We start from the raw sequence: 13,333 nt of genomic DNA on the forward strand, positions 1-13,333 counted from the left end.
GTCAGTGAGGTCTCCACGCGCCATGTCGATGGCCTACACGATCGCAGACCAAAGCACAGGCGAATCCCGCTGATCTCAACTCCGTACAGGCCCTAGTCGTCTCTCGCGCCCGCGCGTGCATAGCGGCTGTGTAGTTGGTGACGGCCGCGGGAGCCCGAGCAGGCACGGCTGACCAAATGTCTGCTGAGAGGTGCGCTGACCGGGGGTATGTTGCGCTGATCTAGCTGAGCACGGCGAGTCAGATGCACTCCAGCTGTTGGTTGGTACCCAGGAGCCAAATCTCACGGTCGCCGGCTCGGTTCGAGTTCGGGCTTGTGGCCGCAAGGTCCGCTTGCTCCAGGCGCCCGGCACCAGATATCAGGGCACCCTCGTCAGGTGGCATGGAGGAGTGACGAGCCGTCCGCGCCCGGCCCCAGGACGTCAGGCAAAGGACCGTGCGCCGCGGGTCATGGAGCCAGGATGGATGCGAGGGTCTTCTCGCCGTAGATCACAATATGCTCGCCCACCTGCTGCCTGGACAGCTCCGTCCAGCCCTGCCGTTCATAGAGGGCGAGTGCCGCCCCCTGGCTCACCGTGGTATCACCCCGCAGTCTGGAGAAGCCAAGCAGCATCGCCCGTTCCTCCAGCGCCTCCAGCATCATCGCTCCGAACCCACGCCGTTGGTAGTCGGGGTGCACGCGCAGCCTGCACACTTCCACGGTGTCCTCGCCGAGCGGGCGCAGGCCGCCCATCGCGATAACGCGGCCGTCGATCTCGCCAACGAGAAATTCTCCTCCGCACCCCAGATAGACCTGGTGGATGTGGGGGAAGTCGTCGTCGTAGTAGACCCCGTCGCCTGGCACGATGCCCACCTGGGCTAAGCACACCTGGTGCAGGGAGTAGATCGCGTCGAGGTCAGACCAGCAGTATCGCCGGATGGCCAAGGTCATGCTCTATTTCCCCCGATTCCCATGAGTTCGTAGAACTCCTGGAGGGCCGGGAGGTCCTTGCCTCCGCTGGCCTCCACTGACCTGGCGAACTCGACGGCGGGCCGGAGGAGGAAGTCGGTGCGGTACTCGGGCTTGAGCCGGCGTGCCGCGTCGATGGCGACCTCCAACGCCTCGTCGATATCGCCTTCGATGAGTCGACACTGCGCCCTGTCAAACCTGATCAGCGTCTGGTCGAGGATGTGGTCGGAGTATTTCTCCAATGCCTGTTCCAGCACCATGTCGGCCTCGATCGTCTGCCCCAGCTTGGTGAGTACGTCGCCCTGGTAGAAGTAGAGCTGACGCTCGGTGTAGCCGAAGGCAACATCCTCCCGCTCGTGGGCTTTCATGTGAGCGAAGGCATCACGCGCCTTCTGCAGGGCGCGCTTGGCCTGGTCGACCACTTCCTTCTTGCCGTTGTTGCCGGCCAGCAGCGCGAGCGCGCGGGCCTCGACGACCGGAGCCATGGCCTGTGCGACGCAGGGGGTGGCCCCGGCCAGGTCGCGGCTCTTCTTGGCGAGGTTGAGCGCCTCGCGGGCGTCGCCGTAGTAGAGCGGCACCAGCGACTCCCGGGCGGTGATCCACGCGCGCAGCGCGCGGTCGCCCGTCTCGTCGGCGGCGGTGCGCCCGGTACGGAAGAAGGCCCTGGCCAGCCTGTGGTCGCCGATGTTGATCATGATCATGCCGCTCAGCCCGGACAGCTGGGCGGCCATCCTGCACAATCGCTCGGCCAGGTCCGTCGGCTGGCGGCGCGACATGGCGGCGCGCACCGCGCTCAGCTCCAGCAGCACGTCGCACAGCAGCCGCAGCGGCGGTGTGCTGGTGTACTGCCGGCCGAAGCTGAGCGTGGCCTCCTCCCACTGGTCGAGCATCGCCGGCGAGACCGTGGCCATCACCAGCGTCTCGTCCATGCGCCGCCGGATGCCCTCCACGGCGCCGAGGATCTCGGCCGGCAGCTCGCCGATGGGGCCGGTGCTCGCCTTGTCCAGAAGGTTTAACAACGTCCTGCGCAGGACGTTCTCGTCTTCCTCCGCGGAGCCGCCGCCCGCCGTGCCGCCGCCGTCCCGGCTGAGCCACAGGTCGCGCGGCCTGGAGGGAAGCTCGGCCCTGTCGTCGTCGGCGCTGCCGGTGCTGCGCAGGCCCGGCATGCGGTGACCGTGACCGCAGATGCACGGGCCGTCGTAGCCGAGAGAGATCGGCTCGACGCGGTAGACGGTGCACAGGTAGTGCAGATACTCGGGTCCGGGCCGTTTCAGGCCGCTCTCGTAGGCCGACAGCAGCGTCTCGCCGATGCCCGGCGCCGGCTTCTGGTCACGCTCGAACAACGCGCGCACCTGTTCGATGACGTCGGCCAGCGCGATGCCATGGGCCAGGCGGTGCCCCTTGATCCTCGTCGTGCCGAACTGGGGACCACAGGTCTCATGGATCTCCTCGGCGATCTGAGCGCACGAGCGGCCGGTGGCCAGACCCTTCGCCCGGATCCGCCTGGCGATCTCCGTTTCCCTGTGCTGCCTGCCGGACATCCCGGCCCCTCTCTCTGAGCCGCAAGGCACCTGTACTGACGCAGAGTAGCGGGAGGGATGCACTCTGCCTCAAGAAAACTATGAACCATTAGTGACAGGAAGAAAATGGTCCCTTGAAGGTTACGGATAAGGATCGTCCTCCAGAGGACTGTTTCTTCCAACCCACGAGGGTCAAGGGCACTCCCGGAGGGGGGTCCGGGCTCGTTGACCCCTCCCATGGTCATGAGTCATCTTTCTCTCACCAGCAACGATTCGGCCAGAGGGAGGCGGAGAGGGTGGGCGACGACTTCGGGCACCTGGAGCGTTTGGTTTCCGAGCTCGATGCTCGCGGATTGCTCGCGAGGATGGTTCGGACGCACTCCGGACGCCTCTTCGTCAGGGTGATCAACCCGAACGCGACAAGTCTGGCCGAGAACGTCACCTGCCAGCCCTCCACTGGCGTGCCCGACTGGTACTACTGCTGGTCCTGGGGCGAACCCATGCACCAGGCCGACGATCCCGCGGGCGCGGCGACCAAGGTCGCGCGCGTGCTCGCCGCGGTAGGGGAGTGACCATGGCGGTGATCCGGGTGGGGCGCAGCCACCACGGCTCACCGTCCCGACCGCGGCCCCACGGGGCCGGCGGGGTGTCCGGTGCGGAGAGTCCGCCGTTCGCGGCGACTCTGGGCACCCCGCCGGTACCCGTGCACCTCCACCTGCGCGCGGGCGTGCGCCCGCACCACGATCTCGTACGGCACAGCGGCTCCCCCGAGGCGTGCCGTACGCGGAGAAGCGTCCTTCGGGTCCGCCCGCGGGACGGTCGGGGGATCCCTCCCGGAAACGGTCGGGACATGCTTCCGGGTGCGTGTCCCCTCCGAGTCGTCCGCCACCGGTTCGCCAGGCCCCGCCCCCCGCGGCCCCGGGGCCCGGCGCACCCGTCTTCCCCGGCGTGATGTGACGGCGACCGGCTCGACCGGCAGTAATCTTTTGGGGCGTAGTTGGTCCGTAGATTGCCGGCCGAGCCGCTTCCGGAGGGGGATTCACCTCGTGTTCCTGCTTGCCACGCCGACACCGTCGCCGACGCAGACGCCGACGGCGTCGTTCGACCCCGCTTCAGTGGTCAACGACATCAGCAAGGCATGCGAGAGCGACACGATCTTCTGCCAGGGCCTTCGTGACTTCCTGCCTGGTGGGGCGTGGGCTCCCATCCTCGCCAGCGTCATCACGATCGTCCTCATCCTCGTGCTCGCCGTGGTGGTGAGGAATCTCACCCACCGGCTCATCACGCGCGTCGTGAACCGGGCGACCGCCAGCGCCGCCATCACCGGTCGCCTGCGCAGGGGGCAGGCGACCGACGGCATCGACGCCCTGCTCAACGAGCGGCGCAAGCAGCGCGCCGAGACCATGGGCTCGGTCCTGCGCCACGTCGCCTCGATCGTCATCATGGGCACCGCGATCCTGACCGTGCTCGACCGGCTGACGATCCCCATCGCGCCGCTGCTGACCAGCGTCGGCATCCTGGGCATCGCCATCGGTTTCGGCGCCCAGGAGCTCGTCAAGGACTTCATCGCCGGCATGTTCATGCTGATGGAGGACCAGTACGGCGTCGGCGACGTCATCGACGCGGGCGCCGCCATCGGCACCGTCGAGGCGGTCACGCTGCGCGTCACCAGGCTGCGCGACGCCGACGGCCGCGTTTGGTACATCCGCAACGGCACCATCACCCGCGTCGGCAACGAGTCGCAGGGCTGGTCGCGCGCCTACGTCGATGTCCCGGTGGCCTACGACGCCGACGTCCCCGCCGTCCGCGACCTGCTCAAGCGGGTGGCCGACGAGCTGTGGGACGAGCCCGAGTACCGCGAGAGCGTGATCGTGGAGGAGCCGGCCGTCTACGGCATCGAGCAGATCTCCGACACGTCGGTCATCTTCCGTGTCTCGGCCAAGACGCTTCCGTCCAGGCAGGCCGAGGTGGCGCGCGAGCTCCGCATGCGCGTCAAGGCCGCGCTCGACGGGGCGGGAATCGCGCTGGCCGCGTGAGCGCTTACTTAGGAGAAACGTGGCCGGCAGACTGCCGCGCGTCTGTTCCGCAGCTGGGCGCCGTATCGGCAGTCCATCGGCCACGTTTCTCGTGAGTGTCGAAGGGAGCGGTCAACGTCCCTGACGTGACGGCGGGAGGCGAAGTCCCGCTGGAGAAGCGTGGGAGGACGGGCGGTCAGCGGTGACCGCGGTGGCCGTGATCGTGCATGCCGTAGAGAATGGATAGCCTGAGATCGTGACCGAGGGTTCGTTTTATGAGGCCGTGGGCGGCGAGGAGACCTTCCGCCGGCTGGTCCACCGCTTCTACGAGGGTGTCGCCGAGGACGCTCTGCTGCGCCCGCTCTACCCCGAGGAAGACCTCACCGCGGCCGAGGACCGGCTGCGCGGGTTCCTCGTCCAGTACTGGGGCGGTCCGAGGACCTACAGCGAGCAGCGCGGCCACCCCCGCCTGCGCATGCGGCACGTGCCGTTCGTCATCGGCGAGGCCGAGCGCGACGCGTGGCTCAAGCACATGCACGACGCCGTGCAGGAGCTGTCGCTGCCGGAGGAGCTGGAGAACCGCCTCTGGGACTATCTGGTGATGGCAGCGCAGAGCCTGGTGAACTCACCCGCATAACGGGCATGACACGCCCCATGGACATCCCCTGGTGGCGTGATGCCGTCGTCTACGAAATCTACGTACGCAGCTTCGCCGACGCCTCGGGAGACGGCGTCGGCGATCTGGTCGGGGTCAGGGAACGCCTGCCGTACCTCTCGGAGCTGGGCGTCGACGCGATCTGGCTGACCCCCTTCTATCCCTCCCCGATGGCCGACGGCGGGTACGACGTGGCGGACTACCGCGGCGTGGACCCGCTGTTCGGCACGCTGGCCGACTTCGAGGCCCTGGTGGCCGACGCGCACACCATGGGCATCAGGGTGCTGATCGACGTCGTCCCCAACCACAGCTCCTCGCTGCATCCGTGGTTCCAGGCCGCGCTGGCGGGCGAGGGACGCGACCGCTACATCTTCCGCGACCGGCCGAACAACTGGCAGTCCACCTTCGGCGGTCCCGCCTGGACGCAGGCGGCCGACGGCCAGTGGTACCTGCACCTGTTCGCGCCCCAGCAGCCCGACTTCAACTGGCGCAACCGCGAGGTGCACGAGGAGTTCCTCGACGTGCTGCGCTTCTGGCTGGACCGGGGCGTCGACGGGTTCCGCATCGACGTGGCGATGGGCCTGTACAAGGCGGAGGGGCTGCCCGACGTGGGCGACCAGTCGTTCACGTCGACCTCGCCGGTCTGGGGCAGGCCCGAGGTGCACGACGTCTACCGCGAGTGGCGCAAGCTGCTCGACTCCTACCCCGGCGAGCGGATGGCCGTCGGCGAGGTGTGGACCGACAGCGCCGCCGACCTGGCGCTCTACGTGCGGCCCGACGAACTGCACCAGAGCTTCAACTTCGCCTGGCTGCAGGCGCCGTGGTCGCCGACGGCGTTCAGGAAGGTCATCGACGACACCCTCGCGACCGTCCCGTTCGCGACGTGGGTGCTGTCCAACCACGATGTCGTACGGCACCGCACCCGTTACGACACCGCCGACCCCGGAACCGGACTCTCCAGGGCAAAGGCCGCATTGCTCGTCATGCTCGCGCTGCCCGGGTCGGCATATCTCTACCAGGGGGAAGAACTCGGCCTCCCCGAGGTGAAAGAAATTCCACCCGACGCGCGGCAGGACCCGATCTTCTTCCAGTCGGAAGGAAAGCTTCCGGGCCGCGACGGATGCCGGGTGCCGATCCCGTGGTCGGGCACCGCCTCGCCGTACGGGTTCTCGCCGGACGGGGTGGCCGCCTGGCTGCCCCAGCCGCAGACGTTCGGCGAACTGAGCGTCCAGGCGCAGACCGGCGACAGCGACTCGACGCTGGAGTTCTACCGCAGGGCCCTGGCCTGCCGCCGCGACCTGGCGCGGACGATCCCCTACGAGCTCGAATGGCTCGACGCCCCCGAAGGGGCGCTGTTCTTCACCCGCGGACAGCTCACCTGCGTGATCAACTGCGGCACCGACCCGGTACGGCTGCCGCCACACGATCACGTCATCCTGTCGAGCGCCACCCTCACCGGCGACATGCTGCCACCCGACACCGCGGCCTGGCTGCACACCACCTGACCGAAGAACGGCCGGCCCCCTCAGGCCGGCCACCGGCCGATCGCTGGAGGCTCGCCGCCAACCCGCCTGATGCCGCCAGAACCGAGATCCCGACGCCCCTCCAGGCCCTCCAGGGGGCGCGGCGCCCCTCAGAAGAGGCGGCATCCCCCAGACCTGGCAGGCGCCCCTGAGCAAGGTGCGATGCGACGCCTCCCAGCTGGCGTAGCGTTCCCCCAGCAGGGCGCGGGGCCCTCAGGAGAACTGGCATCCCCAGGCGAGGCGTGGCGCTCCTGAGGAAGGTGCGGTGCGACGCCTCCCAGCTGGCGTAGCGTCCCCCAGCGGGGCGTGGCGCTCCTCGGATGAGGTGGCGCCCCCAGACCGGGCATGGCGCTCCTGAGTAAGGTGCGGTGCGACGCCTTCCAGGTGGAGCGGCGTCCTTCAGGTGAGGTGTGACGCCCTTCCGCTCGGAGAACGACACACCTCAACGTGGCGAGTGCCGCCCCTCAGGGCGTGGTGAAACGCCGGAGATAGGCCAGCTCGTCCTGCCGCAACCGGCGCGGCGCCGCGTTCTCCACGTCGTAGGCGACGATCACCGACCGGGCCCGCACATACACCTCGTCCTCGTCCCGAATCTCGTAGTCGAGCGTGAACCGTACCGGCCTGATCTCCGTCACCCACGTCTCCACCAGCACCGGGTCGGCCCGGAACGACAGCGGACGCAGATAGTCGATCTCGTGCCTGGCCACCACCAGGCCGCTGAACGTCTCCCCGCCCTCCTTGTGCACGTCGATGGCCAGCATCCCGAACCGCGCGTCCTCCAGATAGTCGAGGAAACGGACGTTGTTCACATGCCCCTGCGAATCGATGTCCGCGAAACGGACTGTCCGGGGGAAGACGTGCTTGCTTGCGTGCGCGAGGGATCGTTCAACCACGCCCACACCGTATAGGTCCGCCGCTCATGCCCCGACATCGGGCGGCCGTACCCCGGCCACCGGATCGAGCCGCCTGATCAGCACCACCGCTGCCTCGATCACCTGCCGCGCCTCCTCCTCGGTGTCACAGATCGCCACCTCCCTCGCCGCCTCCCCGATCACCGAGGTCAGCACCGCGACCGTGAGCCTGTCGATCGGCTCGGCGCCCGCGCCGAGCAGCACCGCGTTCTGCCGCAGCCACTGCCTTCCCCTGGTACGGCGCAGCAGCTCGAAACCCGGCGGCCCGTCGCCGTCCATGAACAGCCTGACCAGGTCGCGCCGATCCCACGCCCCTTCCAGATAGGCGCGCGAGCCGGTGACGAGCAGGTCGACGGGGTCGTCCACGCCGGACTGCTTCGCCTTGGCGACCCTGGAGGCCGACGCCTGCTCCTGGGCGACCTGGTGGTCCTCCCACAGCGCCGTGAACAGCTCGGCCTTACCGCCGAAGTGGTGATAGAGGCTGCCCACGCTCGAGCCAGCCCTGGTGACCACGTCGGCGACGTTCGCTTCGGCGAACCCGTGCTCGCCGAACACCTCTCGGGCCGCCTGCAGCATGACCTTGCGCGTCTGCGCGGTGCGGCTCCACTCCCACGCGCTGGAGGACTTGCGTGCCATGAGCACCATGCTAGGAAGGATCGGTCTTCAGGCGCCGCACGACGTGGGAATGCCCGGGGGCGCGAGGAGTGGCGGGGTCGAGGTCCGGTCCGGCCGACCGTCCCTGCGCTTCCCACCATGACGCTGCTGACCCGCCTCCGGCCGGAAGAGACCAGAGGCGGTCACGGCGGACAGCCGAGGTGGTCACGGCGGAAAGCCTAGAGGTGGTCACGGTGGGACGAGGCCAGGGATGGCCAGGGTGGTTGGACCCAGGGGTGGTCACGGCCCGGACGAGGCCCGAAGCTCTCACCGTGGCAGAGGCCAGGGCGGTCACGGTGGGACGAGGCCAGGGATGGCCACGGTGCCGCGTAACGGCGGCCGGCCCGCGCGCCCGATGACCGTCTCCCTGGACAGGCGGCGGCTGGCGGCGGCGGGTGGGCGTGGGAGGGCGTGCCGTACGGGCCGGAGGGCGAGCAGCACCGCACCCCGCCGAGCCCGTGCGGAAACCCCAGACGTCAGGGGCGGCCGGGGACGAACGAAGCCCCCTCCGGGAGCACCGATGTGTCGCGGAGGGGGCTGCCGTCTGGCCGCTGGATCAGTCGCGGTGGAGCTTGCGGTAGGTGACGCGGTGCGGGCGGGCCGCATCGGCACCGAGGCGCTCGATCTTGTTCTTCTCGTAGTCGGCGAAGTTGCCCTCGAACCAGAACCAGTTGGAACCCTCTTCCCACGCCAGGATGTGCGTGGCGATGCGGTCGAGGAACCACCGGTCGTGGGAGGTGATCACCGCGCAGCCCGGGAAGTCGAGCAGCGCGTTCTCCAGGCTGGACAGGGTCTCGGTGTCGAGGTCGTTGGTCGGCTCGTCGAGCAGCAGCACGTTGCCGCCCTGCTTGAGGGTGAGCGCGAGGTTGAGCCTGTTGCGCTCGCCGCCCGACAGGACGCCGGCCTTCTTCTGCTGGTCCGGCCCCTTGAAGCCGAACGCGGCGATGTAGGCGCGCGACGGCATCTCGACGTTTCCGACCTTGATGTGGTCGAGACCGTCGGAGACGACCTCCCACACGTTCTTGTTCGCGTCGATGCCGCCACGGCTCTGGTCGGCGTAGGAGATCTTGACCGTGTCGCCGACGGTGATGGAACCGGTGTCGGGCGTCTCGCTGCTGGTGATCATCCGGAACAGCGTGGTCTTGCCGACACCGTTGGGGCCGATGATGCCGACGATGCCGTTACGCGGCAGGTCGAAGGTCAGGCCCTCCATCAGCAGGCGGTCGCCGAAGCCCTTGGTGAGCTCGTCGGCCTTGATCACCGTGGTGCCCAGACGCGGGCCCGGCGGGATCTGGATCTCCTCGAAGTCGAGCTTGCGGTACTTGTCCGCCTCGGCGGCCATCTCCTCGTAGCGCTGGAGACGGGCCTTGCTCTTGGTCTGGCGGGCCTTGGGGTTGGAGCGGACCCACTCCAGCTCGTCCTCCAGGCGCTTCTTGCGCTTGGCGTCCTTCTGCCCCTCGACCTTCAGCCGCTGGGCCTTGGCCTCGAGGTAGGTGGAGTAGTTGCCCTCGTAGGGGTAGGTGCGGCCACGGTCGAGCTCGAGGATCCAGGTGGCGACGTTGTCGAGGAAGTAGCGGTCGTGGGTGACGGCCAGCACGGTGCCCGCGTACTTCTCCAGGTGCTGCTCCAGCCACTGCACGCTCTCGGCGTCGAGGTGGTTGGTGGGCTCGTCGAGCAGCAGCAGGTCGGGCGCCTCGAGCAGCAGCTTGCACAGCGCCACCCGGCGACGCTCACCACCGGACAGCTTCGTCACGTCGGCGTCCGGCGGCGGGCAGCGCAGGGCGTCCATCGCCTGCTCGAGCTGGGAGTCGAGGTCCCACGCGTTGCGGTGCTCGAGCTGGTCCTGGAGCTTGCCCATCTCCTCCAGCAGCTCGTCGCTGTAGTCGGTGGCCATCTGCTCGGCGATCTCGTTGTAGCGGTGGAGCATCGCCATCGTCTCGGCGACGCCCTCCTGCACGTTGCCGAGGACGGTCTTGGACTCGTTGAGCGGCGGCTCCTGCTGGAGCATGCCGACGGTGAACCCCGGCATGAGCTTGGCGTCGCCGTTGGAAGGCTGCTCCAGGCCGGCCATCATCCGGAGCAGCGTCGACTTACCGGTGCCGTTCGGGCCCAGCACGCCGATCTTGGCTCCGGGCAGGAACGACAGGGTGACGTCGTCGAGGACAACCTTGTCGCCGTGCGCCTTGCGCACGCGCTGCATCGTGTAGATGTACTCCGGCATGCCTTCTAGCTTAGGGCGTGCGCGAACCGGCTTCCGCCGTACTGGCTGGGCGATCTCCATGCAGCCGTACGGCGGGCGCGTCGCCTGACCGGCTAACCGTTCAGCCACGCGCCGACGAGGCGCTCGACGCGAACGCTGACCCAGGCCCAGACCTCCGCCGGCGAGTACCCCAAACCGGCCGCGACCGCCAGACCTGCGCAGACGACCATCACGAGCAGGAAAAGCCCCGAGAAGGATCCGGAAGTCCTGGGCAGTGTGGGCCATTCGTCCGTCAACCGCCCCCGGGACGCCTCCGACTGCCGCTGCCACGACCACTCCTGCTCCTGCCGACGCGATCGATACGCGGCCTCTTCCAGGTGGTCGTCGTAGTACATGTCCCTCCCCTGTCGTGGTCGGCGTGACATCTGTTAGATGCCGACATAACCGAGAGAGTTCATGTGATTACGTGGAGTGCTCACTTGTTCGGGTGTGCCGGAACCGGCCTCCGCCCGTCACCCGCACACGAAAGTCCCTGCGGACCGGGAATCGTCACCAGCGGGTTAGCCTGCGACTCCGCAAAACTCCGGGGTCTGAGGCCAGTCCGCGAAATCCCTTGCGCCGCCCGCCCGTGACCCGTGGCGTCGAATCAGCCTGCCGACCCCAGGAACGGTAGGCCGCGGAGTCGACCGACAGACCCCGGGCATTGGATCCGGCCGCCGGTCCCGGACCTTGGACCTTGGACCAGCCGATGGCACTCAACGGATCAGGCTGCGGGAGGTGGGTCCATGAGGGTGGTCGGCGGGGGGTCGATGAGAGTGGGCGGCGAGTCCACTGGAGCGGACGGCGGCGCCGGCTGCACGGCAGGGATGCAGATGCGGTCGCGGCCCAGTTCCTTGGCCCGGTACAGCGCCAGGTCGGCGGCGGCGAGCAGTTCGATCAGGTCGTCGCCGTGGATGCTCATGATGGCGACACCCGCCGAGATCGTCACGGTGATCAAGGCGTCGTCGACGGGTACGGCCATGCGGCCGATCCTGCTGCGCAGCCGCTCGGCCACTCTGCGGGCCTCGGTGATGTCGGCGCGCGGCAGCAGGACCACGAACTCCTCGCCGCCGAATCTGCCCACCACGTCGTAGTCACGCAGCTGACTCCGGAGCGTCGCCGCCACCCCGATCAGCACCTGGTCGCCGACCAGATGGCCGTGCTTGTCGTTGACGCGCTTGAAGTGGTCGATGTCGATGATGAGGAGGGCCAGCGTCTCTCCGGTACGGCGGGCCCTCACGATCTCGGTGTCGGCCTCCCGCTGCCACGCCGCCGCGTTGAGCAGCCCCGTCTTGGGGTCGGTACGGGCCGCAGCCTGGAGCTGGGCGTGGAGGAGGCTGCGTTGCAGCAGGACGACAGGCGGCAGCGCGAGCGCCAGCAGCGCCAGGTTGAGCGCGCACGCGATCGCCACGATCACACCGAGGCACAGCTCGACGATGTCGAGGATGGCGCTCTCCCTGTCCCACAGCACGTCGCGCCAGCGGGTGTCGGGGTCGGCGGTGTGGGCGGCGATCGCGATGAGCGTGGTGTTGAGCACGGCGAACAGCACCGCGCATCCCACCGCCAGCATGATCGGCACACCCGCGCCCTTGGACAGCACCGCCATGTCGGGCACCAGGGTGTGGAAGACCACCGAAGCGGCGCCACCTGCCAGGCCGATGGCCGCCGAGCTGAAGACCCTCCGATAGAGCACCGTCGCCCTGACCCGAAGCTGCATGAGCATCTGCAGCAGGATCGGCGCCAGCAGCGCGTAGATCGGGGGAAGCAGCAGCGCGACGGGCAGCCACCACGCCGACAGCAGGTCGCGGGAGACGCCCGCGGGCATGCCGAGGCGTCGCGTCGCCTCGATGCACACCGCGCCGCATCCCATCAGCGCGGCGAACATCAGGACGTCCGACCAGCGATAGGGGCCGGAAACCGCGAAGAACGCGATGGCCACGAGATCGAGCGCGACGATCCCGCAGAGGTAGGCAACGAGGGGCCGACGCTGCGCCAGCAACGGCCACCGGCCTGCGAGTGTGGACACACTGTCACGAGGCTTGATCGAGGTGTGACTGGTCGCTGCCATCTCGCCCCCTCTCCGACTAACGATGTGTAACACACTAGTTGCGGAGTGTGCGTCGCGCGACGGGAACCGCTACCTTGGGCAAGGTGGCCATCTGCGTCTGGTGGCCCGGGAATGGAACCGCTCACTCCGCGGGCGGGCCGTGCTGGAAAGGAGCAGCCATGGTGCGGGGCGTGACCTGGACCTGACAGATGCTCTAGCCATCTGACACGGAACACCATCGGCCAACCCCTCTCAGCGGCTCGCACTGCGACTCGCGACGCCACTGAACGGCCGGTGCCCCCCCTCCACCTCCCGACATCCTCTCTGCGTACGGCTACGCCCACCGCGACCTCGGTTTCGCAGCGCACGTCCCGAAATCCGCGAGTATGGCCGCGTCCTTCCCGGAGTCCGCCCGCGCTGCAGCTCTCGCGGATTGCTCGGCTTCGGCCCGTAAGTCCTCGATCACCTTCCTCCCTCGTCGGCATCCCGCAACTGCGTATTGCGGCCGACATCAGGAGACCCCGTCCAAGCCCCCACGGCGACGTCAGCACTCATGACGGCGACGCAACCGACCTATCCGCGGCAGCGCCGGTCGACCTGCTCCCCTCGCCTGTGGTCCCGAACCGTAGAGGCCATGAACGGCCCATCGGCGAAAATCGCGCCGAGTCCCGGCGTTCGTATCCATCCGCAGAACCCCAGAAGTTCGCACCACCCCTAACCCCCGGGTCCGCAGAACCGCCAGGAACCGGGCCCGCAGAACCGCCAGGAATTCGCATCATCCGCAGAGCCCCGTGCGCTCCTATCCCCACGCAGAACGCCCGG

11 protein-coding genes are annotated in these 13,333 nt (G+C 68.5%); 4 read left to right on the top strand and 7 right to left on the bottom strand.

What is annotated here, in order from left to right; genetic code table 11:
* Window positions 1-446 precede the first annotated feature (446 nt).
* Together ACWEVS_RS28460 and ACWEVS_RS28465 are read right to left on the bottom strand one after the other, a co-directional pair.
* A complete protein-coding gene (locus ACWEVS_RS28460; protein WP_452554065.1) occupies window positions 447-929 on the bottom strand; it encodes a GNAT family N-acetyltransferase in 483 nt (160 codons plus the stop codon).
* A complete protein-coding gene (locus tag ACWEVS_RS28465; RefSeq protein WP_452554066.1) occupies window positions 926-2,488 on the bottom strand; it encodes an XRE family transcriptional regulator in 1,563 nt (520 codons plus the stop codon). The genes ACWEVS_RS28460 and ACWEVS_RS28465 overlap by 4 nt, the downstream gene beginning before the upstream one ends.
* Window positions 2,489-2,763: 275 nt before the next feature.
* Here ACWEVS_RS28465 and ACWEVS_RS28470 point away from each other — a divergent pair, with 275 nt between their 5' ends.
* From ACWEVS_RS28470 to ACWEVS_RS28485, 4 genes are all read left to right on the top strand, one after another.
* Entirely contained in the window at window positions 2,764-3,039 is a 276-nt protein-coding gene (locus tag ACWEVS_RS28470; protein ID WP_354915018.1) for a hypothetical protein, read from the top strand.
* Between the two features lie 474 nt (window positions 3,040-3,513).
* Window positions 3,514-4,503 (top strand): mechanosensitive ion channel family protein, encoded by a 990-nt coding sequence (locus ACWEVS_RS28475; RefSeq protein WP_354915021.1) that lies wholly within the window; start codon window positions 3,514-3,516, stop codon window positions 4,501-4,503.
* Window positions 4,504-4,738: 235 nt separating this feature from the next.
* Window positions 4,739-5,119, top strand: a complete 381-nt coding sequence (locus ACWEVS_RS28480; protein ID WP_449919520.1) for a globin — start codon at window positions 4,739-4,741, stop codon at window positions 5,117-5,119.
* A 17-nt stretch (window positions 5,120-5,136) separates the two neighbouring features.
* Complete coding sequence (locus ACWEVS_RS28485) at window positions 5,137-6,642, top strand: glycoside hydrolase family 13 protein (RefSeq protein ID WP_452554123.1); 1,506 nt, start codon at window positions 5,137-5,139, stop codon at window positions 6,640-6,642.
* Window positions 6,643-7,124: 482 nt separating this feature from the next.
* On the opposite strand, the gene ACWEVS_RS28490 is transcribed toward ACWEVS_RS28485, so the two are convergent.
* The 5 genes from ACWEVS_RS28490 to ACWEVS_RS28510 form a co-directional block, all read right to left on the bottom strand.
* Window positions 7,125-7,553: an acyl-CoA thioesterase gene (locus tag ACWEVS_RS28490; RefSeq protein WP_354915027.1), complete on the bottom strand. Its 429-nt coding sequence runs from the start codon at window positions 7,551-7,553 to the stop codon at window positions 7,125-7,127.
* A gap of 24 nt (window positions 7,554-7,577) precedes the next feature.
* Window positions 7,578-8,207: a TetR/AcrR family transcriptional regulator gene (locus tag ACWEVS_RS28495; RefSeq protein ID WP_449919517.1), complete on the bottom strand. Its 630-nt coding sequence runs from the start codon at window positions 8,205-8,207 to the stop codon at window positions 7,578-7,580.
* 574 nt (window positions 8,208-8,781) lie between these two features.
* Window positions 8,782-10,446 carry an energy-dependent translational throttle protein EttA gene (ettA, locus tag ACWEVS_RS28500; protein ID WP_354915033.1) on the bottom strand — a complete coding sequence of 555 codons (1,665 nt, stop codon included), beginning with the start codon at window positions 10,444-10,446 and terminating at the stop codon, window positions 8,782-8,784.
* Between the two features lie 92 nt (window positions 10,447-10,538).
* Complete coding sequence (locus ACWEVS_RS28505; protein ID WP_449919514.1) at window positions 10,539-10,820, bottom strand: hypothetical protein; 282 nt, start codon at window positions 10,818-10,820, stop codon at window positions 10,539-10,541.
* Window positions 10,821-11,188: 368 nt separating this feature from the next.
* On the bottom strand, window positions 11,189-12,490 hold the full coding sequence (locus tag ACWEVS_RS28510) for a GGDEF domain-containing protein (RefSeq protein ID WP_354915039.1): 1,302 nt from the start codon (window positions 12,488-12,490) through the stop codon (window positions 11,189-11,191).
* Between the last annotated feature and the right edge of the window lie 843 nt (window positions 12,491-13,333).

Source organism: Nonomuraea sp. NPDC003754 (genome assembly GCF_053605785.1).